The organism is Ruegeria sp. CG4, assembly GCF_056537185.1.
This window is the reverse complement of record NZ_JBQFRB010000011.1, coordinates 133,152-158,752: the sequence shown is the minus strand read 5'-3', so window position 1 is coordinate 158,752 and position 25,601 is coordinate 133,152. Positions and strand designations below refer to the sequence as shown.

Below are 25,601 nucleotides of genomic sequence, written 5' to 3'. Positions count from 1 at the left end.
CAACTTCTCCTTCAACTCGCAGCCACTCGTGCTCTTCAGAATAATACGTCGACATTCCTGTTCTCTCCTGACTTCAACGCTTGTAGTTTTGCAAAACAAACGGCAACGACACAATCTCAGATGGCTGAGGCGCAAACGTTGTTTTTGGCAGCAGTTGTATACCAGGATATACAACCAGCAATTCCCCTTTAGGAAACTTTTCTCCGTCAGGCAACGGATTTGCCCGAAGGCAGCGCGTTGACTGCATGTTCAAGAACATGCAGCCCCGCGATCAGATCATGTTCGGACGTATCTTCTGAGAAGTCATGACTAATCCCGTTGATCGACGGCACGAACAGCATAGCAACCGGCATCAGGCGGGACACATTGGTTGCATCATGCAACGCGCCGGACGGCATGGAGCGCCAGCGGGATGGGGCAATTCTTTCCGCCCCCTGTTCCAGCGCCGCGCGGAGTTCCCGATCCATCGCCACGGGCTCCAGCCCCAGCAACGGCCCGTAGGTCACCGACATGTTCATCCGATCGGCGACCTCTTGCGCGGTCGTGCGGATGATCTGCTCCAGCCGCTCCAGCCGGTCAGATGTACCGTCGCGCCATTGCATCGAAAAACGCGCAAGCCCCGGCACGATGGACGAGGCGTTGGGATGCAGATCGACATGGCCAATCGTCCAGACCGTTTCGGGCGCAACCACATTCCGGAACCGGTCGTTGATCAGCGAATTGAACAGGGACACTGCCTGAAACGCATCCCGACGCAGATGCATCGGTGTAGTGCCCGCATGATTCTGCTGTCCCTCAAAGGTGATTTTCATGTCGCGGATGCCAACGATGTCGGTCACGACACCGATCTGATCCCCGCTGGTGTCCAGCGCGGGCCCCTGTTCGATATGCATCTCGAGAAACCCGGTGAACCGACCGGGATCGACGAAGTCCTGAGCCAGACCACTCATCAAGGCACGGGCCTCGGAAAATGCCGTGCCTTCATGATCGGTGAGAGCATCCGCTGCGGACAAAGGCAGCGTTCCCGACCACACGGCAGACCCGGTGGTCACGCCAAACCGCCCTTCTTCATCCTGAAAGCTGACGACCGAAATCGCGCGATCCGTTGCGCGCGCCACTTCAAGTGCCGCGATGACGCCCAGCGCACCATCCAGCCAACCACCTTCTGGCTGGCTGTCGGAATGCGACCCCATCAGCAGCGACGGACCGGCGGCCAACCCAAACAGGTTTCCGACCGGATCGAAATGCGGGCGCAGTCCGGCGTCTTCCATCCGACCGGCCAGCCAGCGGCGCGCCGCGATATCCGCGTCGGAATAGGCGGGCCTTACCACGCCCTTCCCAACACCCGCCGCCCCAAATGAACGCAATTTGTGCAGATCGGCCAGAAACCGGTTTTCATCGACAGCCATGATTGCCCCCTTTGTGCCGATCAACCTTATGGGCTGCGCCTTGACCTGCAAGTCTTCCGCTGCATCGGATCCGCGATTTTTCACTCCGGGCGGGTGCAACACCTCTGGCCCCGGCAATGAAGCTGTCTTAAGACATGACGCCAAGAGGAACCACCATGTCACATATTACACTGGTTCGTCACGGACAGGCCAACACCTCTGCGCGTGATGAAAAAGACTATGACAAGCTCAGCGAGCTGGGCCATCAGCAGGCGCGGTGGCTTGGGGGGTACCTCAAGGATACGCATACGCATCACACGCGGGCGTATTGTGGCACCCTGACCCGGCATGTGGAGACCGCTGCCAGTATGGGTCTCCTCAACCCGGTGCGCGACGCGCGGCTGAACGAGATTGAATATTTCACAATCGCAAAGCTGTTCGAGGAACAGCATGGCGTGGCCGTTCCGACGGACCGGGAAGGTTTTGTCGAACACCTGCCCCGAACCTTTGCGGCCTGGGCAAGCGGCGATATCCGCAACACACCAGAGACCTTCGCTGAATTCGAAGCCCGGGTTTCGGCGGCATTGCGGGATATCGGAACCGAGGGCGGCCCGGCCATCGTTGTCACCTCGGGCGGACTGATTTCCATGGTCGTGCGGCAGGCGATGGGGCTGGACATACCTTCCATGGCTCGCGTGGCTCTTGCCATCATGAACACGTCCATGCATCGTCTGCATCCGATCGGCCCGCAGCTCAGTACGGTTCTGTTCAATGCCGTGCCACATCTGGAAGCGCCCGACCGGCAGTTTGCCCAGACCCATCTGTAAGGAAACCGGAGGCCATCTGATGCAACTCTACTACGCGCCCCGCACGATATCGGTCGCCGTCGCCATCGCGCTGGAAGAAGCGGGCCTGGAATACGAGGCCATACGACTGGATTTTGCAGAAGCCGAGCAGACCAAACCGGCCTACAAGCAGATCAACCCCAAAGAACGCGTGCCGGCATTGGCCGTTGACGGCGGCATTCTGACCGAAACAGGCGCGCTGCTGGACTACATCGCGGCCAAAGCGCCCGAAGCCGGGCTGGTGCCTGACGACCCGGTCATGGCGGCCCGTATGCGCGAGGTGATGTACTATCTGGCCTCAACCATGCATGTGAACCACGCGCACAAGCTGCGCGGGCCGCGTTGGGCAGACAAGAAAGCCAGCTGGAAGGATATGAAAGACAAGGTACCGCAGACGATGACCGCGTCCTGCGACTATATCTCGTCGAACGGTCTGCGCGGACCGTTTGTGCTGGGCGAGGCATTCTCGGTGGCTGATGCATATCTTTTTGTCGTCTGCAGCTGGCTTGAGGGCGACGGCGTGGACGTCTCGGCCTTTCCCAAGATTGTCGCCTTCCGCGAGGCGATGGAAGCACGCGCATCGGTTCAGGCGGTGCGCGCCGCCGGAATGCTCTGACAAAAGGACAACGAATGACACATCTCTGGGTCCGGGCAGAACAGCGCCCGAACGAAGAACGGGTCGGCCTGACCCCCGAAGGCGCCGCCGCGCTGCTTGCCGAAGGCATCCGCGTGACGGTCGAGGAAAGCCATGTCCGCGCCATCCCGATCGACGGCTACAAGGACGCCGGGTGTGAGATCGCAGCCGAGAATTCATGGCCCGACGCCCCGCGGGACGCGATCATCTTCGGCCTCAAGGAACTGCCCGAGGATGGCACGCCCCTGCCGCATCGACACATCATGTTCGGCCACGCCTTTAAGGGCCAGCATTCTGGTCGCGCGCTGCTGGAGCGGTTCAAGACCGGTGGCGGCACGCTTTATGACCTGGAATATCTGGTCGACGAAAACGACCGCCGGGTTGCGGCTTTCGGGTACTGGGCCGGGTACGCAGGCGCGGCGGTGACGCTGAAGACGTGGGCCGCACAGCAGCGCAATGAGGTATGTCCGCCCGTGGGTGTCTATCCCAGCAAAGATGCGCTGAACGCGGAGCTTCTGGCCGAACTGGACGCGACCGGCACCGACCGCCCCCGCGCCATTGTCATCGGTGCCTTGGGCCGTGTCGGAACGGGCGCGGCTGATCTGTGCGAAGCCATGGGCGTTACAGTCACCAAATGGGACATGGCCGAAACCGGCAGCGGCGGACCCTTTCCGGAAATTCTCGACCATGACCTGTTCCTGAACTGCATCTTCGCCCGCCCCGGTACGCCCGTCTTCGTCCCGCGTGAGGCATTGTCCGCAACTCGCAAGCTGACCGCCATCGGTGACGTGGCTTGCGACCCGGACAGCGACTACAACCCGGTTCCGGTCTATGACCGGGCCACCACCTGGGACGCCCCCGCCCTGCGCGTAGCAAGTGATCCGGTGATGGATGTAATGGCCATCGACAACCTGCCGTCGATGCTGCCGGTTGAAAGTTCCGAAGACTACGCGGCGCAACTGCTGCCCTCTCTGCTGACCCTGACCGATCTGGAAAGTGGTGTCTGGGGCCGGGCAGAAGCAACTTACAAAACACATATCGAAGGGATCTGAGCGATGACGATTCACTGGTGTGGCACCGGCCTATCGGCCATTCCCGGCCTGCGCCGCCTGTTCGAGGGCGGGCACAAGATCACTGTCTGGAACCGGACCATCGAAAAAGCCAAAGCCGAGGTCGGAGACCTGACGGATGACATCCGCGCCTTCGACATCGACGCAATTGGTGCGGTACTGGAAAAGGGCGACGTGATCGTCTCCATGCTGCCGGGCGACTGGCATGTGCCGCTGGCGGAGCTGGCGATTTCGAAAGGGGCAAATTTTGTCTCGTCGTCTTATATCGCGCCCGAAATGCGCGCGCTGGACGACAAGGCGCGCGAGGCCGGCGTGGCGCTGGTCAACGAGGTCGGACTGGACCCGGGTATCGACCACCTGATGGCACATGCACTGGTCGATGAGTACCGCGCCTCGGACGCGTTCGATCCGCAGAACCACCTGAGCTTCATCTCGTATTGCGGCGGTATCCCGAAGAACCCCAACCCGTTCCGGTACAAGTTCAGTTGGTCGCCGTTGGGTGTGCTCAAGGCGCTGCGCTCGCCCTCGAAATCGATCCGCGATTACGCCCCGCTGGATGTCGCACGCCCATGGGATGCGATCAGCAGCTATATCGCGCCGCTTCCAGCGCCGGAAAGCTTTGAGGTTTACCCGAACCGTGACTCGATCCCGTTCATGGCGCAGTATCACTTCGAGGATCACTGGCCGGTCAAAGAGTTTGTGCGCGGCACTCTGCGTCTGAAAGGCTGGGCGGATGCCTGGTCGGACGTGTTCCGCGAAATCGAAACCCTGACCGGACCGGACGGCGATGCGCGGCTGAAAGAGATGTCCGATCAGTTCTGGGAAGAAAACGCCTATGACGACGGCGAACCCGACCGCGTGGTTCTGTGCGTCGGCCTGAAGGCCGAAAAAGACGGGGCCGAGGTCTGGCACAAAACCTACGTCATGGACGCCTGGGGCGATGAACGCGGCACTGCCATGGCCCGTCTGGTATCGATTCCGGTCTCACTGGCCGTCGAAGCCGTCCTGAACCGCGCCATTCCCGCTGGCGTTCATGCGGCGCCCAGCGATCCCAAGCTGGTGGCGGCGTGGATGGGCGAAATCGACACGCTGGCGCAGCATTTGCAGATTGTGGATCACACAAGCTGAGCTTTTTCTCAGCGCGCAAGAAAACAGCCGCATCGGCGTGACGATGCGGCTGTTCCGGCATCCCGCTTTCAGATGTAAAGCTGGATCGTTTCATCAAGGTCAGACCGATTGATTCCAAGCTCGGACAGCTGGTTATCGGACAGACGGTTCAGTTCCTGAGCGGCCCGCACAATATCGGACCGAACAGCACGGATTTGCATGGCCCGGTCAAAAAGCAGCAATGCGCTGGCAATGGGGCGCTCCTGGTGTACTCCAATAGTATCTAACATCGTTTTGTTCCTTGAATTGCAGACAAAGATCGATCCGTGTCGGGACGAACCAGCTTAGCGACGCAGTTCCACCGGGGACTGACCATAGACGCTTTGATAGGCGGATCGTGCGATCCGATGGCGCGGAATGCCGATGTCGTCCAATTGTCGGTCAGTCATTTTTTCCAGCGTTTGCATCGACTCAGCGACCTGCCGGCGACGCGCAAACTCATCCCTGAGCGCGCGGCATTCTGAACTCAGACCGGCAAAGAAGCTACGCTGCGGTCTGGCTGTGTGTACATGTGCCATCGCCTTCTCCTTCTCATCCGAACAACGTTTCTGGTCACAGTTCTGATAAAGGAGCGGAGTGTTAACGATGCCAAAACACCGGATTAATCCGAATTAATGTTCGGCTTGCGGGTATTCGAAATCCAAAGTTAGGATCAGACGGCTCTGGCCCTGTTCGATGGTTCAGGCATATGGAGCCTACATCAGGTCATTCTCGACATCCTCGGCCGAAATCCCCAGCGCATCCAGCCCGTTTTCCAGGTGATCCGACAGGTGCGGCGTGCCGATCAGGTAGTCGGCACAGGGGGTCGAGGCCTCGGATTTTGCGGTTGCGATGGCTTCGGCCAGATCTTCGGCGAAAAAGCTCTCGCGGCCGATCCACATGATCGCCACCAGCTCGGCCTGCTCGTCTTCGCTCATGCGGTCGACGAAAGCGCGCAGCTCTGCTTCGGCACGCCCCAGTTCGCGCCCCATCATTGCCACCTGGGCAACCTTTCTGGCCGAAATTTCCAGCATGTCCCATCTCCTTATGTTCGCGGGTTTCAGGCTATCACAATCACGACGCAACGGCCGCGTCTTTGATCTTACGCAAACGTCGCCTGGTCTGAGGGAATCTTACATGCGGGGGCGCGACACCGGCTGATCTGGCACCGGTGCGGTTCGAAAGGGTCGGAACGTGGCCTTCTTGGTCCACAGCTTCAAAGCCTGCCACAGGATCAGGGCAAATCCCCGGCGCGCCCCAAAGGGGCGACGGACAAGCGCCGTCAGGATGGAGCGGTTGGTTAACGGTGCCCGCAACCCGGTCAGGGTTGCCACCAATCCGCCATCCTTCCGGGAATAGTCGATCATGACGCCAACTCGGTCCGGTCGGAAGTCAAACCGGAAGCTGTACGTCCCTTCGATCTTCTGAAACGGAGAAACATGCATCTTCTTATCCGTCACTATTCGATCTTCGGGCCGGATCGGCGACAGGTCGGGATTATGACAAAGATAGCTGTGCCGCGTGCCATAGGTATTGGTCACTTCGGCGATCACCGCAAACAGTTGCGCGTCCGTGTCAAGGCAAAGCCAGAAGCTGACCGGGTTGAACACGTGCCCTAGTACGCGCGGTTGCGTCAGCAGGAAGATTCGAGACGGCGAGGGCAAGCCCATCTCCTCAAGCCTGCTGCGCAGCCAGTTCACGCCCTGCCCTTCACCTGGGCTGCCACCATGATCGCGGTCGCGCCAGTTCATCAGGTTGGCACGCCGAAACGAGAACAGATATGGTGTTTTCGGCAGGTTTTCGGGGTCGAACAGAATGAAATCGACCGAATACCGAAACGCGTTCTCAATCGCACCTTTCCGGCTGTGATAGGTGTGTCCCGCGATATGGTCGATTTTGTTCATGCGGCTACGGGTTCCTGTCAGTCTGCCAATAATACAGTGTCTGCAAACTTAATGCGCTGATTTCAGTTTTGTTACGGCCAGATAGGCAAATCGGATCAAAAAATGCTGGGCTAAATGATCCGGCTTTGGCGCTGCCACGTAATGTGGTTATGTTTACCGAGATCGACACCGCGACGCTCGACGATCCTGCGCCCCCAAGTGGCGCGGGCCAGCCTTGGGTCGCAAAGAAACGCATCAAGGGTAAACAATTGAACGGAACGCAAAAGAAGTGCGGTGTCAGGTCCGAATGGGTTGATCACGTCAAGCGCATCCGTGACACGCAGGATCAGGCGGCTTTTGCCGAGCTGTTCCGGCATTTTGCACCACGTATCAAGGCGTTCCTGATCAAGTCCGGTGCCGATGGCGCCACCGCTGAAGAATGCGCGCAGGAGGTGATGGCAACGTTGTGGCACAAGGCGCATCTGTTCGATCCGACCCGCGCCACTGTGGCAACCTGGGTGTTCACGATTGCAAGGAACAAGCGGATCGACATCCTGCGAAAACAACGCCGCCCCGAACCCGAGGATCTGGGCTGGGGACCCGAAGCCGAACCAGATCAAACCGAGGTTGTTGCCCTGCAACAGGAAACCGACCAATTGCGGATTGCGATGAAGGCTCTGCCCGAAGCGCAGCGCCAACTGATCGAAAAAGCGTATTTCGGCGATCTGAGTCACCGCGAAATCGCGTCGGAAACCGGATTGCCGCTGGGAACAATCAAATCACGAATTAGACTGGCGCTGGATCGCCTGCGCCATGCGATGAACTGAGAAAACGATGACAGAAGCAATTAAACATCACCTGACCGACGACCTGCTGATGGCCTATGCAGCAGGTACGCTGCCCGAAGCATTCGATCTGATGGTCGCGACACATTTGTCACTGTGCGACCGCTGCCGGGCTGCGGCTGAAAGCTACAACATCATTGGTGGTGAGCTTTTGCAGGATCAGGCCGAGATGCCCGCAATGGGCGAGGATTCGCTGGCGGCGACCATGGCCTTGATTTCCCAGGGCGCGTCGACGCCCAAGCCCGCACGGCCAGCCTGTTCCGTTCTGCCCGCGCCCTTGCAGGATTACGTCGGTGGCGATGTGAACGCGATCCGCTGGAGGCCGATTGGCATGGGCGTCAAGCAAGCGATTCTGCCGACGACACGCGAGTCAACGGCCCGGTTGCTGTTTATCCCTGCAGGGTCTGCCGTACCGGATCACAGCCACCATGGAACAGAACTGACCATGGTGTTGCAGGGCGCGTTTTCGGATGAGGTCGACCACTTTGCGCGTGGTGATGTCGAAATCGCCGATCAGGACCTGCATCACATGCCGGTGGCCGACATCTCGGCCGACTGCATCTGTCTGGCGGTGACGGACGCGCCCCTGAAATTCACCAAACTGATGCCGCGCCTGTTCCAGCCATTCCTGCGGATCTGACCCGCGCGATCAGGCCTCGGTTTTGCCCAAGGGCACCACGTTGGCGTGATCGTCCGGGGACAGTTCCTCAAAATCGAAATTGTCCAGCCGTTGTGCCCGACGTCCCGCCTTTTCGGCGCTAATCTTGATGTCCGAGATATCTTTGGCGGCCTGCCCGAAATGCCGGTCCAGATTGGCCACGCGATCGCCCAGCCTTTCGACATCCTTGTGCAGCATGCCCAACTCCCGGCGGATCGCGCCAGCCTGTTCGCGCATCCGGGCGTCCTTGAGGATCGCGCGCATCGTGTTCAGCGTTGCCATGCAGGTCGTGGGTGAAACGATCCAGACACGTGCCGCGAACCCTTCGCGGACCACTTCGGGCAGGCGCGCGTGCAATTCGGCATAGATGGCTTCGGACGGAACAAACATAAGCGCACCGTCGGCTGTTTCACCGTCCAGAATGTACTTCTCGGAAATAGTCCTGATGTGCACCTTAACCGCCGCACCAAAGGCCTTCAGGCATCTGTCCACTTCGACTCGTGTCTGAGCAGCGGCCAGCGCTTCGAAATCTTCCAGCGGAAACTTTGCGTCGATCACGATGGGGCCGGGCGGGTTGGGCAGGTGGATCAGGCAATCCGCCCGTTTGCCATTCGAAAGGGTGGCCTGCAACGAATAGCTGTCGGTCGGCAGCGCCTTGGACACGATGTCGTTCAGCTGGATTTCCCCGAACATCCCGCGCCGCTGTTTGTTGGAAAGAATATCCTGCAAGGACAGCACATCCCCTGACAACTTGGTGATGTTGTCCTGCGCTTTGTCGATGGCGGCCAGCCTTTCCTGCAATTGGGTCAGCGAGGTCGCGGTCTGTTTCGACGACCCGTGCAGCGATTCCTTCATCCGTTCCTGCATCTCGGCCAGGGCGCGGGCCGATTTCATCGCGTTGTCCGCCAGCCGGTCGTTCATCTGCTGCTGGACCGAAGACAGGCGCGCCTCGACCGTCTGGATCACCTGAACCTGCGCATTGGCCTGCGTGTCCGACACGTGCTGCAGCCCGCCACGCAGCTGCTCCTGCCCTTGCCCCAACTGCTGCACATGCTGGCCCAGATGCGCCATCTGCCGCGCCAGCGGTTCCGCCATCCGGGCTGAGCGGTTGGCCGCCCGCAGCGACAGGAACAACAGCAGCAAGATCAGCGCAACCACTCCACCCACGATCAGAATCAATGGGTCGTTCAACGCGTATTGGGTACCTGCAATCTCGATCATGCTGCCTCGGATGTTCTTGTTTTATTCCCCTTAGCCTGTCTTGGGCGCAGGATCAACTGCGCCCGAACAGGCGTTCGATATCGCTCAGCTTCAATTCGACATAGGTGGGTCGACCGTGGTTGCACTGGCCGGAATGTGGAGTGGCCTCCATCTCGCGCAGCAGAGCATTCATTTCTTCGGCCCGCATCCGACGGCCTGACCGGACGGAACCATGGCAGGCCACCCGGCTGAGGATCGCCTCGATCCGCGCCTGTACCTTCTGGCTTTCGCCCTGATCGGTCAGCTCATCCAGGATATCCAGGATCATCGCCCTGGCATCGACCTCACCAAGAATGGCCGGGGTTTCGCGAACGGCGATTGCACCGCCTCCAAAGGGTTCGATGGTCAGGCCAAGGCGGGACAGATCTTCGGCCACCGCCATCAGACGCGAACAATCCCCTTCGGACATTTCAACGATTTCGGGGATCAGCAAGGCCTGCGCGGCAACGCCATTTGCGGCCATCTGGTTTTTCAGCTTTTCATAGACCAGCCGTTCATGCGCTGCGTGCTGATCAACGATCACCATGCCATCGGCGGTCTGGGCAATGATGTAATTCTCATGCACCTGCCCGCGCGCCGCACCCAGCGGCAGGTCCTGTGCAGGCGGTTCTTCCACCATCGCAATCGCAGACGCCAAAGGCGTCGCGTCAACGATGCTGCCGCTGTAGTCGTTTGCCAGTTCGGCAAAGCCCGGAGCCTGCGCCCGGTAGGCTGCCTGACGCGCGGCTGGTGAAGGCCGGTCCATCTGGTAGACCCGCGCCGGCGCCGGTTGCGCAGGTTCCGGCCGCATCGCACCCAAAGTGGCATTGGCCACGGTCGAGGACGCCCGGTGCCCGGCATCAGCCAGCGCATGACGCAAGGCGGACACGATCAACCCGCGCGCCAGACCCGGGTCGCGGAACCGCACTTCGGATTTGGCGGGATGGACGTTCACATCCACCAGCGCCGGATCACAATCGATGAACAGGGCTGCTGCCGGATGGCGGTCTCGGCTGAGGAAATCGAAATAGGCTGCCCGCAACGCGCCGGTCAGCATCTTGTCGCGAACGGGTCGCCCGTTCACGAACAGGTACTGCGCCACCGCTGCCCCCCGGGAATAGGTCGGCAACGCGGCGTAACCGTAAAGCCGGATGCCCTCGCGCGTGGCATCGATCTGCAACGCGTTCTCGGCAAACTCGCGCCCGATCACGCGGGCCAGACGGGCGTGCAGGGCGTCAAACAGATCGCCGTTCTCGCGGTCGGCGCGGAAGGTCACGCGCCCCTCTCCCCCGCCCGAGACGTCGCGCAGGACGAAAGTGATCGAGGGCTCGGCCATGGCCAGACGTTTGACCGTGTCGTTGATCGCCTGTGCCTCGGCCCGGTCGGTGCGCATGAACTTCAGGCGCGCGGGTGTGGCAAAGAACAAGTCGCGCAATTCGACCACGGTGCCTGCGCGCAGAGCCGCCGGCTTAACCGGCTCTATCTTCCCGCCCGACACATGGACCTGTGCCGCATCCGCCCCTGGCACGCGGCTTGTGATGGTCAGGCGGCCAACGGCACCTAACGACGGCAGCGCCTCACCCCGGAAGCCGAAGGTGTGGATGTTCAGCAGATCCGTCCCATCGATCTTTGACGTCGCATGGCGGGACAAGGCCAGCGGCAAATCCTCGGGCGCGATGCCACAGCCATCGTCTGTGACTCGAATCAGCGTCTTGCCGCCATCGGCGATATCTATGGCGATCCGCGTCGCCCCCGCATCAATGGCGTTTTCGACCAGTTCCTTAACCGCCGAGGCAGGGCGCTCCACCACTTCACCCGCAGCGATACGATTAATCGCCGCGTCGTCAAGTTGACGGATTTTGGGGCGATTTTCGCCGATATTGGGGTAAGCCTGCGCCATACCACCAGACCTAGCACAATCACGAGCGATTCTGCCACCGATTTGAAACCTGTATTTCGGGAGACGAGGGGGCGTTCGAACAATTGCATCGCGCCGGTCTGATAGCGGCGTCATGATCACAATTGCCCGAACGTTCTTTGGTGAGTGGTGGTCGTTCGAAGTTCAATTGACCCGTCCCTAGCACGGGACCTGATGAATTTCGCGTTAACTTTGAATGCGCATTCACTTGGGCAGGTTTTGGCCGAGACGTTACGTCAACGGTTGGCGGGAAAGCGCCGCTTCAGGCAGCCGCAGGCGCTCCGGCACGGGTCCGGCACGGGCCGAATACGGCGGCCAACGCCAGTATCAGACCCGACATGGTCGCAATCATCCCTGCCGCGCTGACCGCATCCGCACCGCCCAGCCACAGTGGCCCGTACCCGGCCAGTATGTAGCCGGAAATGGCGGACAGTACGGCGAAGAGAACACTCCATGCGATCTGGGTTTCCAGCCGGTTCGTCATCATCCGGGCCGCGGCAGGCGGGCAGATGAACATCGCGATCACGATGATTGACCCTACTGCGTCAAACGCCGCAACCGCTGCGACCGCCGCCACGATCACAAGCGCCATTCCCAGCGCACCCGTTCGGATGCCCATCGTGCGCGCGAACCCTTCGTCGAAGGTCGAGATCTTGAGCGGTCGCCAGAACAGCCAGGTGAACAGAACCACACCGGCCAGCGTCAGGGCGATGCGCGGCAGTTCCGGCGGCAGGCCCGCCAGCGCCGTAGCGTCCAGCAGCGAGGCCCAGCCCGTGGCGTCCAGCCAGATCAGGCTTTCCAGGTTGCCGTAAAGCGCATGCTCGACGTCCAGATGCACGGTCGAGGTGTCGGTCTGTTCCAGCAACAGCACACCGGCGGCGAACATGGTGGTGAAAACCACGCCCATCGCTGCGCCGGGTTCAATCTGACCTAGACGCCGTATTGCCTCGATCATCACCACGGCGACAACCGCAGCACCCGCTGCGCCCAGCATCATCGGCCAAGTCGAAATCGCTCCGGTCAGCAGAAAGGCAACAACGATGCCGGGCAGCACGACATGGCTGATGGCATCCCCTATCAGCGCCTGCTTGCGCAGCACAAGAAAGTTGCCGGGCAGGGCGCATGCAATCGCCGCAAACGTTCCGATCAGCAATGGCGTCAGGGACAGCGGGACGAATTCTTCACCGCTCATGGCATGACCTCCTGCGGGCCACCGATGCGGTGGTCGATTTCAGTGATCTGATCGCGGGTCAGAACAGATTCGATGTCGCGCAACCCGTCATAAAGTGCCGCCGTTGCCTCGTGCGCCTGATCGGCGCGCACAATCTCCCACCTTTTTTCATCGCGCAGGGCTTTGGCGGCGCGCGCCTTGCCCGCCTCAGTCGCCACGCCATCGGCCCGCACAAGGCCGGCCCGGCGCAGCAACCGCAAGGTCAACGGCTCGTATATCTTCTGCCCCTGCGCCATTGCCAGCAAACCCTGACGGATATGAACGCGACGCTGGAACCTCAGGTGGCGCAAAATCGCGGCCAGAACGCCGCGGACCGGCGCAAAAAGCAGCGACAGGGCAAAAAAGCCAAAGCTGACCAGCACGATGATTGGCCCCGTCGGCAGATTGGGGGCCGAGGCTGAAATCCCAGCCCCCAGATACCCAGCCATCCCACCGGTCAACCCGGCCAGCAGGACGACGCGGTCCGACCGGTCGGACCAGAACCGCGCAGTCACGGGCGGGATGATCAGCAGGGCGACGATCAGGATCAGCCCAACGATTTTCAGGCCCACAACCGTGACGGCCATGACCAGCCCCATCATGGCCAGATCGACCCGGTGCACCGGCACGCCTCGGGCGGCCGCGTATTCCGGGTCAAAGGCCACCATCATCATGGGGCGGCGTATGATCATCACCAGCAGCAGCGTAACCGCCCCGCCCATGGCGATGATCAGTGCGTCAGCCCAAAGCATCCCTGCGGTCGAGCCCAGCAGGAACCCCTCCAACCCGGCCTGACGGCCTACACCCATGGTCTGGATCACGGTCAGCAGCACGATCCCCATCCCGAAGAACACGGACAGGACGGCGCCAATGGCGGCATCCTCGGCCAGACGGGTGTGCCAGGTCAGCCAGTTCATGCACAGCAGACCCACCCAGGCAGACACAGCCGACCCCGCCAGCAGGCCAATCAGGTTGCGCCCGTCGCCGCCCAGCGCAACCAGCACCATGAAGGCCAGGCACACGCCCGGAAGGGTCGCGTGGCTGATCGCATCGCTTACCAACGCGCGTTTGCGCAGAAACAAGAAGGTTCCAGCCACACCAGCGGACACGCCCAGCAAGCTGGCACCGATGGCGACCAGCGTGGCGTTATAGCCAAGCTGCAGGGTCAGGGCGTCCCAAAGCATGATTTACCCCAGCGCACGCGAAATCTGGTCGATCTGGGCGGTTGCCAGACGACCTCCATAGGCGGATTGCAGGGTTTCGGCCGTAAAGGCCTGCGCCACGGGGCCTTCGGCAACCTTACGGGTGTTGATCAGGAAGACATGGTCGAAATAGTCGGTGACGGTGGCCAGATCATGATGCACGACCACGACAGTCTTGCCGGCTTCTTTCAGTGATTTCAGAACCGCGATGATGGCTTTTTCGGTAGCTGCGTCGACACCGGCAAAGGGTTCGTCCAGAAGATACAGATCGGCATCCTGCGCCAGCGCGCGGGCCAGAAACACACGTTGCTGCTGCCCGCCGGACAACTGGCCGATCTGACGATCGGCGAAATCGCGCATCCCGACGCGGTGCAGGCAGTCCATCGCCCGCGACATATGCCGCGCACGTACGCGGCCCAGCAGCCCAAGTTCGCGCGACAGCCCCATCAGCACCACATCAATCACGCGGGTCGGAAAATCCCAATCCACGCTGGCGCGCTGCGGTACATAAGCAATACGAGCGCGCTGTTTCTCAAGCGGCTGACCGTAGACCGTGACTTGCCCCGACAAAGGCGACACGATCCCCAGAGCTGCCTTGAGAAGGGTCGACTTACCAGCGCCGTTTGGCCCGATAATCGCCGTCATCGCCCCCGGTTGGACCGTCATGTCCACCGAAAACACCGCCGGTTTCTGACCATAGGAAACGGTCAGTCCGCGAATGGCCAGCGGGCTGTTTCCGGCGCTTTGGTCGGTCACTGAAACACCCTGATTTGCGGCCAGTTCAAGCATTGCCTCAGAACCCCGCCGACAATTTGCCGTTCATGCCGCGTGCAGGCACATCGGCCCCAAGCGCCCCGGCAATAACCGTAACGTTGTGATCCAGCATGCCGATATAGGTACCCTCATACGTGCCCGGTTCGCCCATGGCATCTGAATACAGCTCGCCACCAACGCCCACTTCATGTCCCTTGGAAGCGGCGCCTTCGATCAATGCACGCATCGAGCGGTCGGAGACCGAGCTTTCCACGAAAACTGCGTTCAACTGCTTCTCGACCAGCGCATCCACCAGCTCTCCGATCCGGTTCAGACCGGCCTCGGACTGGGTCGAGATGCCTTGTATTCCCATCACTTCATAGCCGTACTCAGCCCCGAAATAGCCAAAAGCATCATGCGCCGTGACCAGCACGCGGTTGTTTTCCGGGACAGACGCGAGGGCCTGACCGGCATAAGCTTCGAGCTGTTCGATTTCGGCCAGATGCGCCTGAGCGTTGGCGGCGAAGATGTCCGCCGCTTCGGGGCGCGCTTCGGTCAGCGCTTTCCGCACTTCGACCACAACATCGCGCCACAGGGCCGGGCTCATCCACACATGCGGGTCGTATTTGTCGGCATAATCGTCATGCGCACGCAGCTTGGCTTTGTCGACTCCTTCGGCAACGGCAACGACGGTGCGCTTGCGGCCAAGGTCATGAAAGAAATCTTCCATCTGCGCTTCAAGGTACAGACCGTGCCATAGAATAAGGTCGGCGCGGGTCATCGCAACGATGTCGCTGCGAGTCTGGCGATATGCATGCGGGTCGACGCCGGGGCCCATGAGGCCCTTAACCTCGACCTGATCACCCCCGACCTGACGGGCGGCATCGGCAATCATGCCGGTAGTGGCGACCACCTTCAGCGGCGCTTCGGCCAAGGCGGACAAAGGCAGAATGGCGACCACGGCCAGTACTGCAAGAAAGCTGCGACGAATCATATTCAGCCCCAAAATGGCATCCTCTTGAGAATGAATATGCGAACCATTCGCAACTAAGTCAATGCTATTGCGAATTACTCGCAAGAAAACGCCTGTTTTTGTCCAAATGGTCAAAAAATTTGTGCTGAGAGCAGCCGAACACCTTCCCTTTCACCTCGTCCCGTGCGATTTTGGCGCAAACCTCCCAAAGGACGTGATGATGGATACGCAGAGCTCAGAAAGCCCCGTGCGCACCGCGCATCTGCCGCAAGTTACAGAACCCAGAAACCCCGGCATGGAACTGGACATGGACTGGGTGCGCGCCGTTCAGGCCAACACCTCGGCGATCGAGCGCCGCGCGGCGACGCTGCCCGGCCGCCGTTCAGTCAAAAAGGAATATCAGGCGGCCTGGCTGCTCAAGGCGATTACCATGATCGACCTGACGACCCTGTCCGGCGACGACACCGTCGGCCGCGTGCGTCGCCTGTGCGCCAAAGCCCGGCAGCCTGTGGCGCCTTCGGTTCTGCAAGCGCTGGATATGCCGCCGATCACCACAGGGGCGGTTTGTGTCTATCACGACATGATCGAAACTGCCGTGGACGCGCTGAAAGGAACGGGCATTCCGGTTGCGGCTGTCTCGACTGGTTTTCCGGCGGGTTTGTCACCCTTCCACCTGCGCGTGGCCGAGATTGAAGAAAGCGTGAAGGCTGGTGCCGAAGAGATCGACATCGTGATCTCGCGCCGTCACGTGCTGTCGGGCGACTGGCAGGCGCTGTACGAGGAAATGAAGGCCTTCCGCGTGGCTTGTGGCGATGCACATGTCAAAGCAATCCTTGCAACCGGAGAACTGGGCAGCCTGCGCAATGTCGCGCGCGCCTCGCTGGTCTGCATGATGGCCGGGGCGGACTTCATCAAGACCTCGACCGGGAAAGAAAGCGTCAACGCCACTTTACCCGTGTCGCTGGTGATGATCCGCGCGATCCGTGACTACTATGACCGCACCGGCTATCGGGTTGGCTACAAGCCTGCGGGCGGAATTTCGAAGGCCAAAGATGCGCTGGTGTACCTGTCGCTGATCAAGGATGAGCTGGGGGACCGCTGGCTGGAACCCGATCTGTTTCGCTTTGGCGCGTCATCGTTGCTGGGCGATATCGAACGGCAGTTGGAACACTATGTCACCGGGGCCTACTCGGCTGGTTACAGACATTCTATGGGCTGAGCCCCGTTTTGAAGTCTGGACAGTGAGTATTTGGGAAAAGATGAAGTCATGACAGTCAAAGAGATATTCGAAACCATGGACTATGGCCCCGCCCCCGAAAGCGCTGCCGAGGCGCTGGCCTGGCTGGTCGATCAGGGCGACAAGTTCGGTCACTATATCGATGGCGCCTTCACCAAGCCCGGCAAGGGCTTTGACAGCCGCAATCCAGCCACCGGAGAAGTGCTGGCCAGGCTGACGCAGGCCAAACAGGCAGACGTGGACGCCGCTGTTGCTGCCGCACGCGCGGCGCAGCCGAAATGGGAGAAACTGGGTGGCGCTGGACGTGCGCGGTATCTCTATGCCATTGCACGGCTTTTGCAGAAACATTCGCGCCTGTTTGCGGTTCTGGAGAGCCTGGACAACGGAAAGCCGATCCGCGAGTCGCGCGATATCGATATCCCTCTGGCGCAGCGGCATTTCTATTACCACGCGGGCATGGCGCAGCTGATGGAGAGCGAATTGCCCGGTGCCGAGGCGTTGGGGGTTTGCGGCCAGATCATTCCGTGGAACTTTCCCCTGCTGATGCTGGCGTGGAAAATCGCTCCGGCGCTGGCGATGGGGAATACGGTGGTTCTGAAGCCAGCCGAATACACCTCGCTGACTGCGCTGCTATTTGCCGATATCTGCTCGCAGGCGGGCCTGCCTAAAGGGGTGGTCAACATTGTAACCGGTGATGGTGCAGTGGGCGAGATGATCGTGGCGTCGGAAGTTGACAAGATCGCCTTTACCGGCTCGACCGTCGTTGGCCGCCGGATCCGGGAAGCGACAGCTGGATCGGGCAAGGAACTGACGTTGGAACTGGGCGGAAAGTCCGCCTACATCGTGTTTGACGACGCCGATATCGACAGCGCCATCGAAGGTCTGGTTGACGCGATCTGGTTCAATCAGGGTCAGGTCTGCTGTGCGGGATCGCGCCTTTTGGTGCAGGAAGGCATTGCCGACCGCTTCCACGACAAGCTGCGCGCACGCATGGACGGTTTGCGCGTCGGCAATCCGCTGGACAAATGCATCGACGTGGGAGCCGTTGTGGACCCGGTTCAGTTGCAAACCATCAAGGGCATGGTCGAAAGCAACACGGCTGGTCATGTGCATCAGGCCGCTTGCGAGCTGCCCGCGAACGGCTGCTACTATCCTCCGACGCTGATCTCGGGGCTGGAGACGTCCGATCCGCTGATGCAGGAAGAGATCTTTGGTCCCGTGCTGGTGTCCTCGACCTTCCGCACGCCGGAAGAGGCGGTCGAACTGGCCAACAACACCCGCTACGGGCTGGCCGCGACTGTGTGGACCGAGAATGTGAACCTCGCGCTGGACATCGCTCCCAAGCTGGTCGCGGGTGTGGTCTGGGTGAATGCCACCAACCTGTTCGACGCCGCCGCAGGCTTTGGCGGCGTGCGCGAAAGCGGCTTTGGCCGTGAAGGCGGCTGGGAAGGTCTGGCGGCCTATACCAAACCCAAGGGCAAGGCCAAGCCACTGGCGAAGGTCGAAGCAACGACGGGCGAAGGCGCACCGGTCGACCCCATCGACCGCACCGCCAAGATGTATGTCGGCGGCAAGCAGGCGCGGCCCGATGGGGGTTATTCGAAACCGGTCTGGGGCAAATCCGGCCTGCTGGGTCATGTCGGCCTTGCCAACCGCAAAGACGTTCGCAATGCGGTTGAAGCTGCAGCGGGGGCCAAAGGCTGGTCAAAGACCACCGGCCATCTGCGCGCGCAAATCCTGTATTATATCGGTGAGAACCTCTCGGCCCGTGCTGATGAGTTCGCCGCTCGTATCGACGCCATGACCGGAAAGAAGGACGGCGCCAAAGAGGTTGAATCATCAATCCAGCGCCTGTTCACTGCCGCTGCCTGGGCCGACAAGTATGACGGTCAGGTGCACGGCGTTCCGATCCGCGGCGTGGCGATTGCCATGAAGGAACCCGTTGGCGTGATCGGTGCGCTCTGTGCGGATGAGACACCTTTGCTGGGTCTGGTCTCTGTAATGGCTCCGGCGATTGCGATGGGCAACCGCACGGTTCTGCTGGCCTCGGAGCCTTATCCTTTGGCGGCAACCGATTTCTACCAGATCCTCGAAACCTCGGACGTGCCCGCTGGTGTGGTCAACATCCTGACCGGCAGCCACGCGGAACTAGCGAAACCGCTGGCCTCGCATCTGAACGTCGATGCGGTCTGGTCGTTCTCTTCCACCGACCTGTCGAAAGAGATCGAGGTGGTCTCGGCCGGGAACCTGAAACGGACCTGGGTCAATAACGCGACGGCATTTGACTGGAGCATGGACCATTCCCGCCGCTTCCTGCAGGCTGCCACGGAAGTGAAGAACATCTGGGTGCCTTACGGCGAGTAGGGCTCCCGCATCTCGGGAGGCCTACATGGACTTTTCAGGAAAGACCGTCATCGTCATCGGCGGAACCAGCGGTATCAACCGGGGCATTGCCGAGGCCTTTGCGGCCTCGGGTGCCAAACTGGCCGTTGCCAGCCGGTCGCAGGAGAAGGTCGATGATACGGTTGCCGCACTGAAAGCTGCGGGCGCACAGGATGCCGTCGGTGCGGCGTTTGACGTGCGTGACCCTGAGGCTGTGGCTGAGGGCCTCAAGCAATTCCACGGGGCATTTGGAGATTTCGACGTTCTGGTGTCGGGCGCGGCGGGCAATTTCCCCGCCTTGGCGGCCGAGATGTCGGTCAATGCGTTCAAGACCGTGATCGATATTGATCTGATGGGCACGATCCACGTGATGAAGGGGGCCTATCCTTACCTCAAGCGCCCCGGGGCCAGCATCATCAACATCTCGGCCCCGCAATCCTATCTGCCTTACGAAGGTCAGGCGCATGTCTGCGCCGCCAAGGCGGGCGTCGATCAGATCACCCGCACATTGTCGATGGAATGGGGTGTCGAAGGCATCCGCGTGAACTCGGTCGTGCCCGGATTCATCGAAGGCACAGAAGGGGCCAGACGTCTGGCCCCCACCGAAAACGCCCACGAAGAGCTTCGCAAGGACGTGCCCTTGGGCCGCTGGGGACAGCCGAAGGATGTGGCCAATGCCTGTCTGTTCCTCGGCTCTGACCTGGCCAGCTATATCAGCGGCACGGTTCTGGCCGTTGACGGAGCACTTTACCAGCGTGGGTCGGGTAAGTTCGGACGGATGATGGGTGAGATGTTGCGGAGTATGAAAAAGGGTTGAGCTTCGCTCAGCCCCTGATCATCAGTTTGTCGTTTCCAGACCGACCGGCTTGCCCACGACGGTAAAGTGCAGGCCTTCCGGGTCCAGCAGTTCGGATGCCACTCGGTTCACATCCTCAAGCGTCACGGCATTCACCTTATCGTTGCGGGTGGCGATATAGTCGATGGGCAGGCCTTCCATCTGCATCCCGACCATGATCCCGGCAATCTGGCCGTTGCCGTCAAAGCGCAGCGGATAGGCACCGGTCAGGTAGGTCTTGGCATCACCCAGTTCCTTCTGAGTCACGCCTTCGGACGCGGCGTGCGCCCATTCATCGCGGATCACCTCGACCGCTTCTGCGATCCTGTCATTGGCCGATGACACCGACCCCAGATAGACGGAGGCCAGATCTTTGGGCACCAGATAGGTTCCGACACCGTAGGTCAGGCCCCGCTTTTCGCGTACTTCCTGCATCAGGCGGCTTTCGAACCCGCCGCCACCCAGAATGTGGTTCAGAATAAAGGCGGGAAAGAAATCCGGATCGTCACGGTCGATCCCCTTCTGGGCAAACAGGGCGACCGATTGCGGGGTGTCGAAATCCACGACGCTGATGCCGCCCGTGATTGAGACCTGCGCCTTGTCCGGGATCGGTTTGCCGGTTTCGGGCAGATCGGCCAGCAGCTTGTCCAGCAGCGCACCCAGTTCTTCTGCCGATATGTCGCCGACGGCCCCGACATACAGCCGGTCCCGGGCAAAGACGTTGTCGTAGGCCGCGACGATGTCGTCGCGCGTCAGGGCGGAAACGCTTTCGATCGTTCCTTTGCCCTCGGACCCGTAGGGATGGTCCCCATAGGCCATACGGGCAAAGCTGCGGCCAGCTATGTCGTTGGGATCGGTCTCATCCGACCGCAAACCGGACAGTACCTGAGCGCGAACCCGGTCAATCGCGTCCTGATCGAAGCGGGGCTCATGAATCGTGGTGCGCAGCAGATCGATCACTTCATCCCGATTTTCGGTCAGAAACCGTGCCGAAATCGAAACCGTGTCGTCGCTGGCGTTGTACGTGAACGAGGCCGCAAGCGATTCCAGTTCTCGCGCGTAGGACCGCGCATCCATGTCGCCCGCGCCTTCCTCAATCAGGCCGCTCATCAGATAGACCGCGCCACGCTTGTCCGGATCATCCAGCGAGGTACCGCCGCGAAACCGCAACTCCAACGCGGTGAAAGGGATCGACGGGTCCTCGACCAGCCAGGCCTTGATGCCGCCGGGCGAGGTGACTTCCTGGATCTCGATCTCGGCCCATGCGGGCATCGCAATGACCAAGGCGATCAGGGTTGCGAATATCCGTTTCATTGCGTCACCTCATCGTCACGCATCAGCCATCCGGTGACAGACGCTTCGGGCTGCAGCACTTCGCGGGCGGCCGCGATGATCTCTTCTCCGGTCACGGCCTGAAGAATGTCGGGCCAGGCCTGCACATCCTCGACCGTCAGACCGGTGGTCAGCGCGCGGCCATAGCGGTTGCCGATCCCGTCGACATTGTCGCGGGCATAGGTTTGGGCGGCACGCAGCTGCATCTTGATCCGGTCCAGATCCTCTGCGTTCACACCTTCGGCAATGAAGTCCGCAACCGCCTGATCCATCGCATCCTCAGCCTCTTGCAGCGAGACGCCCTCGGCCGGGACGACCACCATATCGAAGGTCGTGTCATCCAGCGATACGCCCCGATAGAACGCGCCTGCATAGACGGCCATCTGCTTCTCGAACTGCAGTTTTTCATTGAGGTACGAGGTGGTGCCGCCGCCCAGCAATTCGGCCAGCAAATACAGCGCTGCGGCCTTTTCCTGAGCACCTGCGTCACGTTCCGGCGCCAGATAACTGCGCTGCAGGTAGGGCTGCGCCACGCGCGGATCCTTGAAGGTCAGGCGTCGTTCGGCGGTTTGCGGCGGCTCCTGTGAGCGGACCCGTTCAGGCAGGTCCGGGTTGGCGGGGATCACGCCATAGTATTTTTCGGCCAGAACGCGGACCTCCTCCGGGTCGACGTCACCCGTGACCACCAAAATCGCGTTGTTGGGCGAATAGTGTATCCGATAGAAGGAAAGCGCATCGTCCAGATCCAACTCCTCCATCTCGTGCTTCCAGCCGATGATCGGCACACCATACCGGTGATTGAGATACTGCGCCGCGCTCATCTGCTCGCCGAAGAGGGCACGAGGGTTGTTTTCGGTGCGCTGGTTGCGTTCCTCCAGGATCACATCGCGTTCGGTTTCGATATCGGCTTCGGTCAGGCGGATGTTGCGCATCCGGTCCGATTCCATCTGCATCATCAGTTCCAGCCGGTCAGCGGCGACGCGCTGGAAATAGGCGGTGTAATCATACGACGTGAACGCGTTGTCATTGCCGCCATTGGCCGCCACGGTGGCCGAGAACTCTCCGGCCTCAAGCGTGTCGGTGGCCTTGAACAGAAGGTGTTCCAGGAAATGCGCCACGCCGGACGCGCCGATGGGCTCGTCCGCCGAACCGGCCCGATACCAGACCATATGCTGTACGACTGGGGCGCGATGATCCTCGACCACCACGACATCCATGCCGTTATCCAGTGTAAAAGTCGTGACTGCCTCCTGCCCGTCTTCGGCCAGAAGCGGGGTCGCGGTCATCAGGGCGGCAAACAACGCCAGTGCCCGAACCATGCGGCATCCTCCGTTTGGTTTATGCGTTTCAAACTACGGTGGCGCCGCGTGGGTTCAAGGGCGATGACGGAAAGTTAAGAATTATTCATCGGCAGGCGGGGCCGAGGGAGTCTCAATCCCTGCCGCGCGGGCTGCTTCGTTTTGCGCATTCGCGTTAATCGCCTGCCGCTCGTAAACCTGCTCATAGCGGTCAACCGGGAACAGTTTCAGACCTGTCCAGCGGCCACGGCGCTTGCGGAAATCCGCATCTTCCTGCGCGACGACCTGCCGCGTATTGGCCGGAACGCCATAACGGCTGGAGGCGGTGACCAGTGCCGCATCTGAAGACGGAATGCTGGTATTCGAGTTCAGTGCCGCCGCACTGCCCCCCAGCGCCACCACGGCATCCGCCTTGGGCGTCGGATCAACCAGATTGCCGCCGCCCGGTGTGGGGGCCGGCAGGAAGCTGTAATCTTTAGGCGCCGTCAGCGGCTTGACCGGCAGCACCGAAAACTCGTCGGGACCCGGTCCGGGTGGCTGAAGATCGCGCAGACCACGTTTGGAACAGCCCGCCACGGCAACGGCAAGTGTCAGTGCAAGTATGGCAAGCGGCATCCGCATTTGTGTCTCCAGCCTGTTTGAGGCGCTTTTATCGCATATCGTCCGGCGCGTCACGAGGGCTTTTTGCCGTCAAACAGAACAAGTCCCAGCGCTCCGGCAAAAATGAACACATCGGCCAGATTGAAGACAAACGGGTTATCGATGCCACAACAGGACATGTTCAGGAAGTCCAGGACATAGCCATAGAGAACCCGGTCCACCACATTTCCAAGCGCCCCGCCGATCAGCAAGCCGCCGCAAATCCGCATCAGCTTCGACGGCGTCGTCCGCATCAACCAGATCAGAACGGCGGTGCAGATCACGACCGATATGCCAATCAGAAACCAGCGGGCTGCGTCCGTGTTCCCCTGAAACAGGCCAAAGTTAATCCCGCGATTCTCGCCGTACTTGAACACAAGCAGCGGCGGCAACACGTCGACACCCCCGGGCCTTTCGGCCACGCGCATCACGTGAACGACCAGATATTTACTGATCTGGTCGATCAACAGCGCCGCCAGCGCGGCCCAGAGCAGCAGGCGATAACGCATCAGTGACGGAAATGGCGCATGCCGGTGAAGACCATTGCAAGGCCTGCCTCGTCCGCCGCAGCGATCACCTCGTCATCGCGCATCGAGCCGCCCGGCTGGATCACGCAGGTCGCGCCGGCTTCGGCGGCCTCCATCAGCCCGTCAGGGAAGGGGAAGAACGCATCGGACGCCACGGCCGAGCCAATGGTCAGCGGTTGCGGCAAGCCAAGCGCATCGGCCATGCGTTCGGCCTTCTTGGCGGCAATCATGGCAGAGTCCAAGCGGCTCATCTGGCCCGCGCCCACGCCCACGGTCGCACCGTCTTTGACGTAGACGATGGCGTTGGATTTGACGTGCTTGGCGACTTTCCAGGCAAACAGCAGGTCGCGCATCTGCTCTTCGGTCGGGGCCTTTTTGGTGACAACCTTCAGGTCATCCATTCCGATGAACCCATTGTCCTTGTCCTGCACCAGCAGGCCACCGGCCACCTGTCGCACGGTTTTGCCACCAGTGGTCACATCCGGCAGGCCTTCGGTGGTCAGCAGACGCAGGTTTTTCTTGGCCGCGAAGATCGCCCTGGCCTCGTCCGACGCGCCGGGGGCGATCACGACCTCGGTGAAAATCCCGGTGATTTCCTGCGCAGTCTCGGCGTCCAGCGGCTGGTTCAGTGCCACGATCCCACCAAAGGCCGAAGTCCGGTCGCAGTCGAAGGCTGACCTATACGCTTCCAGCAAGGTCGTGCCTGTGGCTACGCCGCAAGGGTTGGCATGCTTAATGATCGCACAGGCCGCACCTTTTGCCGGATCGAACTCGGCTACCAGTTCAAAAGCCGCGTCCGTGTCGTTGATGTTGTTGTAGCTCAGTTCCTTGCCCTGGTGCTGAACGGCAGTCGCCACACCCGGACGGTTGGTTCCATCAGTGTAGAAAGCCGCCTGCTGATGGCTGTTCTCACCATAGCGCAGGGTCTGTTTCAGCTCACCGGCAAAGGATCGGCGCTTGGGCGCTTCAAGCTGCAATGCGTCGGCCATCCAATTCGAAACTGCGGTGTCGTACGCTGCGGTCCGAGCGTAGGCCTTTTGCGCCAGCCACTGGCGGAACCCGTACGAAGTCTTGCCGTAATTCTCTTCCAACTGATCGAGCAGCGAGGAATAGTCCTCGACATCCACGACCACGTTCACGAAGGCGTGGTTCTTGGAGGCCGCGCGGATCATCGCAGGTCCGCCGATATCGATATTTTCGATACATTCGTCGTAACCAGCACCTTTGGCCACTGTCGCCTCGAACGGGTAGAGGTTCACCACCAGCAGGTCGATTGGACCGATGCCGTGTTCTTCCATCGCAGCAACGTGGGTGTCGTTGTCGCGTAGCGCGAGCAGCCCGCCATGCACCATCGGATGCAGGGTTTTCACACGGCCATCCATCATCTCGGGGAAGCCTGTGATCTCACTGACGTCCTTCACCTCAAGCCCTGCCTCGCGCAGCGCCTTGGCCGTGCCGCCGGTCGACAGCAGCTCGACCCCACGCTCGGCCAGCGCCTTTCCCAGCTCGATCAGCCCGGTCTTGTCGGAAACGGAAAGCAACGCGCGGCGCACGGGGTGAAGGTCGGTCATGGGTCCAAAGGTCCTT

The 25,601-nt window shown here is 60.8% G+C and carries 26 protein-coding genes; 10 read left to right on the top strand and 16 right to left on the bottom strand.

From position 1 onward, the window contains the following. On the top strand, positions 1-192 hold a 192-nt coding region (locus tag ACR0J2_RS21815), incomplete at its 5' end, for a hypothetical protein (protein WP_480813832.1). Positions 193-206: 14 nt separating this feature from the next. Here ACR0J2_RS21815 and ACR0J2_RS21810 read toward each other — a convergent pair. Next, a complete protein-coding gene (locus ACR0J2_RS21810; RefSeq protein ID WP_480813831.1) occupies positions 207-1,409 on the bottom strand; it encodes a Zn-dependent hydrolase in 1,203 nt (400 codons plus the stop codon). Between the two features lie 155 nt (positions 1,410-1,564). Between ACR0J2_RS21810 and ACR0J2_RS21805 the strand changes: the two genes are divergently transcribed. Genes ACR0J2_RS21805 through ACR0J2_RS21790 form a run of 4 tightly spaced genes read left to right on the top strand, consistent with a single transcriptional unit; the run spans position 1,565 to position 5,065 of the window. Continuing rightward, a complete protein-coding gene (locus ACR0J2_RS21805; protein WP_321249747.1) occupies positions 1,565-2,215 on the top strand; it encodes a histidine phosphatase family protein in 651 nt (216 codons plus the stop codon). Between the two features lie 19 nt (positions 2,216-2,234). Next, the gene (locus tag ACR0J2_RS21800; protein ID WP_480813830.1) at positions 2,235-2,849 is read left to right on the top strand and encodes a glutathione S-transferase family protein; all 615 of its coding nucleotides are present in this window, start codon (positions 2,235-2,237) and stop codon (positions 2,847-2,849) included. 14 nt (positions 2,850-2,863) lie between these two features. Next, the gene (locus tag ACR0J2_RS21795) at positions 2,864-3,919 is read left to right on the top strand and encodes a saccharopine dehydrogenase (protein ID WP_480813829.1); all 1,056 of its coding nucleotides are present in this window, start codon (positions 2,864-2,866) and stop codon (positions 3,917-3,919) included. A 3-nt stretch (positions 3,920-3,922) separates the two neighbouring features. Continuing rightward, on the top strand, positions 3,923-5,065 hold the full coding sequence (locus ACR0J2_RS21790) for a saccharopine dehydrogenase family protein (protein WP_480813828.1): 1,143 nt from the start codon (positions 3,923-3,925) through the stop codon (positions 5,063-5,065). A gap of 68 nt (positions 5,066-5,133) precedes the next feature. Here ACR0J2_RS21790 and ACR0J2_RS21785 read toward each other — a convergent pair whose 3' ends face one another. The 4 genes from ACR0J2_RS21785 to ACR0J2_RS21770 all read right to left on the bottom strand — a co-directional run bounded on the left by ACR0J2_RS21785 (position 5,134) and on the right by ACR0J2_RS21770 (position 6,987). Next, positions 5,134-5,334 (bottom strand): DUF1127 domain-containing protein, encoded by a 201-nt coding sequence (locus tag ACR0J2_RS21785; RefSeq protein WP_170613123.1) that lies wholly within the window; start codon positions 5,332-5,334, stop codon positions 5,134-5,136. 54 nt (positions 5,335-5,388) lie between these two features. Beyond that, positions 5,389-5,622, bottom strand: coding sequence for a YjiS-like domain-containing protein (locus tag ACR0J2_RS21780; protein ID WP_170613121.1), 234 nt, complete (start codon positions 5,620-5,622; stop codon positions 5,389-5,391). Between the two features lie 177 nt (positions 5,623-5,799). Further along, positions 5,800-6,117: a DUF3775 domain-containing protein gene (locus tag ACR0J2_RS21775; RefSeq protein WP_170613119.1), complete on the bottom strand. Its 318-nt coding sequence runs from the start codon at positions 6,115-6,117 to the stop codon at positions 5,800-5,802. A gap of 99 nt (positions 6,118-6,216) precedes the next feature. After that, a complete protein-coding gene (locus tag ACR0J2_RS21770) occupies positions 6,217-6,987 on the bottom strand; it encodes a DUF1365 domain-containing protein (protein ID WP_480813827.1) in 771 nt (256 codons plus the stop codon). A 149-nt stretch (positions 6,988-7,136) separates the two neighbouring features. On the opposite strand from ACR0J2_RS21770, the gene ACR0J2_RS21765 reads away from it, so the two are divergent. Beyond that, positions 7,137-7,793 carry a sigma-70 family RNA polymerase sigma factor gene (locus ACR0J2_RS21765; RefSeq protein ID WP_480813826.1) on the top strand — a complete coding sequence of 219 codons (657 nt, stop codon included), beginning with the start codon at positions 7,137-7,139 and terminating at the stop codon, positions 7,791-7,793. Positions 7,794-7,800: 7 nt separating this feature from the next. Beyond that, positions 7,801-8,451, top strand: coding sequence for a ChrR family anti-sigma-E factor (locus ACR0J2_RS21760; RefSeq protein WP_480813825.1), 651 nt, complete (start codon positions 7,801-7,803; stop codon positions 8,449-8,451). 9 nt (positions 8,452-8,460) lie between these two features. On the opposite strand, the gene ACR0J2_RS21755 is transcribed toward ACR0J2_RS21760, so the two are convergent. The 6 genes from ACR0J2_RS21755 to ACR0J2_RS21730 form a co-directional block, all read right to left on the bottom strand. After that, positions 8,461-9,690, bottom strand: a complete 1,230-nt coding sequence (locus ACR0J2_RS21755; protein WP_480491123.1) for a DNA recombination protein RmuC — start codon at positions 9,688-9,690, stop codon at positions 8,461-8,463. Positions 9,691-9,742: 52 nt separating this feature from the next. Next, a complete protein-coding gene (gene mutL / locus ACR0J2_RS21750; protein WP_480813824.1) occupies positions 9,743-11,608 on the bottom strand; it encodes a DNA mismatch repair endonuclease MutL in 1,866 nt (621 codons plus the stop codon). A 280-nt stretch (positions 11,609-11,888) separates the two neighbouring features. After that, the gene (locus tag ACR0J2_RS21745) at positions 11,889-12,818 is read right to left on the bottom strand and encodes a metal ABC transporter permease (RefSeq protein ID WP_480813823.1); all 930 of its coding nucleotides are present in this window, start codon (positions 12,816-12,818) and stop codon (positions 11,889-11,891) included. Further along, a complete protein-coding gene (locus ACR0J2_RS21740; protein ID WP_480813822.1) occupies positions 12,815-14,020 on the bottom strand; it encodes a metal ABC transporter permease in 1,206 nt (401 codons plus the stop codon). Before ACR0J2_RS21740 ends, ACR0J2_RS21745 begins: the two co-directional genes overlap by 4 nt. A 3-nt stretch (positions 14,021-14,023) precedes the next feature. Beyond that, positions 14,024-14,827, bottom strand: coding sequence for a metal ABC transporter ATP-binding protein (locus ACR0J2_RS21735; RefSeq protein WP_480813821.1), 804 nt, complete (start codon positions 14,825-14,827; stop codon positions 14,024-14,026). A 4-nt stretch (positions 14,828-14,831) separates the two neighbouring features. After that, positions 14,832-15,785, bottom strand: a complete 954-nt coding sequence (locus ACR0J2_RS21730) for a metal ABC transporter solute-binding protein, Zn/Mn family (RefSeq protein WP_480813820.1) — start codon at positions 15,783-15,785, stop codon at positions 14,832-14,834. A 199-nt stretch (positions 15,786-15,984) separates the two neighbouring features. Here ACR0J2_RS21730 and deoC point away from each other — a divergent pair, with 199 nt between their 5' ends. From deoC to ACR0J2_RS21715, 3 genes are read left to right on the top strand one after another with little or no spacing between them, the layout of a single operon-like run. Further along, entirely contained in the window at positions 15,985-16,983 is a 999-nt protein-coding gene (gene deoC, locus ACR0J2_RS21725; RefSeq protein WP_170680287.1) for a deoxyribose-phosphate aldolase, read from the top strand. A gap of 48 nt (positions 16,984-17,031) precedes the next feature. Continuing rightward, positions 17,032-19,365 (top strand): aldehyde dehydrogenase family protein, encoded by a 2,334-nt coding sequence (locus tag ACR0J2_RS21720; protein ID WP_480813819.1) that lies wholly within the window; start codon positions 17,032-17,034, stop codon positions 19,363-19,365. Between the two features lie 25 nt (positions 19,366-19,390). Further along, positions 19,391-20,200 carry an SDR family oxidoreductase gene (locus ACR0J2_RS21715; protein ID WP_480813818.1) on the top strand — a complete coding sequence of 270 codons (810 nt, stop codon included), beginning with the start codon at positions 19,391-19,393 and terminating at the stop codon, positions 20,198-20,200. 21 nt (positions 20,201-20,221) lie between these two features. Here the strand turns inward: ACR0J2_RS21715 and ACR0J2_RS21710 are convergent, their stop codons facing one another. From ACR0J2_RS21710 to purH, 5 genes are all read right to left on the bottom strand, one after another. Next, on the bottom strand, positions 20,222-21,532 hold the full coding sequence (locus tag ACR0J2_RS21710; protein ID WP_480813817.1) for a M16 family metallopeptidase: 1,311 nt from the start codon (positions 21,530-21,532) through the stop codon (positions 20,222-20,224). Then, complete coding sequence (locus tag ACR0J2_RS21705; RefSeq protein ID WP_480813816.1) at positions 21,529-22,869, bottom strand: M16 family metallopeptidase; 1,341 nt, start codon at positions 22,867-22,869, stop codon at positions 21,529-21,531. The genes ACR0J2_RS21710 and ACR0J2_RS21705 overlap by 4 nt, the downstream gene beginning before the upstream one ends. A gap of 81 nt (positions 22,870-22,950) precedes the next feature. Further along, on the bottom strand, positions 22,951-23,469 hold the full coding sequence (locus tag ACR0J2_RS21700) for a DUF3035 domain-containing protein (protein ID WP_170613092.1): 519 nt from the start codon (positions 23,467-23,469) through the stop codon (positions 22,951-22,953). A gap of 50 nt (positions 23,470-23,519) precedes the next feature. Next, a complete protein-coding gene (gene lspA, locus ACR0J2_RS21695; RefSeq protein ID WP_170806991.1) occupies positions 23,520-23,996 on the bottom strand; it encodes a signal peptidase II in 477 nt (158 codons plus the stop codon). Further along, a complete protein-coding gene (purH, locus tag ACR0J2_RS21690; protein ID WP_170806992.1) occupies positions 23,996-25,585 on the bottom strand; it encodes a bifunctional phosphoribosylaminoimidazolecarboxamide formyltransferase/IMP cyclohydrolase in 1,590 nt (529 codons plus the stop codon). The genes lspA and purH overlap by 1 nt, the downstream gene beginning before the upstream one ends. Positions 25,586-25,601: the final 16 nt, after the last annotated feature.

Bases quoted from the DNA above. Each gene is read 5' to 3' on its own strand.
- lspA (WP_170806991.1), bottom strand. From the start codon at position 23,996: ATGCGTTATCGCCTGCTGCTCTGGGCCGCGCTGGCGGCGCTGTTGATC.
- ACR0J2_RS21730 (WP_480813820.1), bottom strand. From the start codon at position 15,785: ATGATTCGTCGCAGCTTTCTTGCAGTACTGGCCGTGGTCGCCATTCTG.
- purH (WP_170806992.1), bottom strand. From the start codon at position 25,585: ATGACCGACCTTCACCCCGTGCGCCGCGCGTTGCTTTCCGTTTCCGAC.
- ACR0J2_RS21755 (WP_480491123.1), bottom strand. From the start codon at position 9,690: ATGATCGAGATTGCAGGTACCCAATACGCGTTGAACGACCCATTGATT.
- ACR0J2_RS21765 (WP_480813826.1), top strand. From the start codon at position 7,137: ATGTTTACCGAGATCGACACCGCGACGCTCGACGATCCTGCGCCCCCA.
- ACR0J2_RS21700 (WP_170613092.1), bottom strand. From the start codon at position 23,469: ATGCGGATGCCGCTTGCCATACTTGCACTGACACTTGCCGTTGCCGTG.
- deoC (WP_170680287.1), top strand. From the start codon at position 15,985: ATGGATACGCAGAGCTCAGAAAGCCCCGTGCGCACCGCGCATCTGCCG.
- ACR0J2_RS21720 (WP_480813819.1), top strand. From the start codon at position 17,032: ATGACAGTCAAAGAGATATTCGAAACCATGGACTATGGCCCCGCCCCC.
- ACR0J2_RS21790 (WP_480813828.1), top strand. From the start codon at position 3,923: ATGACGATTCACTGGTGTGGCACCGGCCTATCGGCCATTCCCGGCCTG.
- ACR0J2_RS21780 (WP_170613121.1), bottom strand. From the start codon at position 5,622: ATGGCACATGTACACACAGCCAGACCGCAGCGTAGCTTCTTTGCCGGT.
- ACR0J2_RS21710 (WP_480813817.1), bottom strand. From the start codon at position 21,532: ATGAAACGGATATTCGCAACCCTGATCGCCTTGGTCATTGCGATGCCC.
- ACR0J2_RS21785 (WP_170613123.1), bottom strand. From the start codon at position 5,334: ATGTTAGATACTATTGGAGTACACCAGGAGCGCCCCATTGCCAGCGCA.
- ACR0J2_RS21705 (WP_480813816.1), bottom strand. From the start codon at position 22,869: ATGGTTCGGGCACTGGCGTTGTTTGCCGCCCTGATGACCGCGACCCCG.
- ACR0J2_RS21770 (WP_480813827.1), bottom strand. From the start codon at position 6,987: ATGAACAAAATCGACCATATCGCGGGACACACCTATCACAGCCGGAAA.
- ACR0J2_RS21795 (WP_480813829.1), top strand. From the start codon at position 2,864: ATGACACATCTCTGGGTCCGGGCAGAACAGCGCCCGAACGAAGAACGG.
- ACR0J2_RS21745 (WP_480813823.1), bottom strand. From the start codon at position 12,818: ATGAGCGGTGAAGAATTCGTCCCGCTGTCCCTGACGCCATTGCTGATC.
- ACR0J2_RS21805 (WP_321249747.1), top strand. From the start codon at position 1,565: ATGTCACATATTACACTGGTTCGTCACGGACAGGCCAACACCTCTGCG.
- mutL (WP_480813824.1), bottom strand. From the start codon at position 11,608: ATGGCGCAGGCTTACCCCAATATCGGCGAAAATCGCCCCAAAATCCGT.
- ACR0J2_RS21760 (WP_480813825.1), top strand. From the start codon at position 7,801: ATGACAGAAGCAATTAAACATCACCTGACCGACGACCTGCTGATGGCC.
- ACR0J2_RS21740 (WP_480813822.1), bottom strand. From the start codon at position 14,020: ATGCTTTGGGACGCCCTGACCCTGCAGCTTGGCTATAACGCCACGCTG.
- ACR0J2_RS21800 (WP_480813830.1), top strand. From the start codon at position 2,235: ATGCAACTCTACTACGCGCCCCGCACGATATCGGTCGCCGTCGCCATC.
- ACR0J2_RS21735 (WP_480813821.1), bottom strand. From the start codon at position 14,827: ATGCTTGAACTGGCCGCAAATCAGGGTGTTTCAGTGACCGACCAAAGC.
- ACR0J2_RS21810 (WP_480813831.1), bottom strand. From the start codon at position 1,409: ATGGCTGTCGATGAAAACCGGTTTCTGGCCGATCTGCACAAATTGCGT.
- ACR0J2_RS21775 (WP_170613119.1), bottom strand. From the start codon at position 6,117: ATGCTGGAAATTTCGGCCAGAAAGGTTGCCCAGGTGGCAATGATGGGG.
- ACR0J2_RS21715 (WP_480813818.1), top strand. From the start codon at position 19,391: ATGGACTTTTCAGGAAAGACCGTCATCGTCATCGGCGGAACCAGCGGT.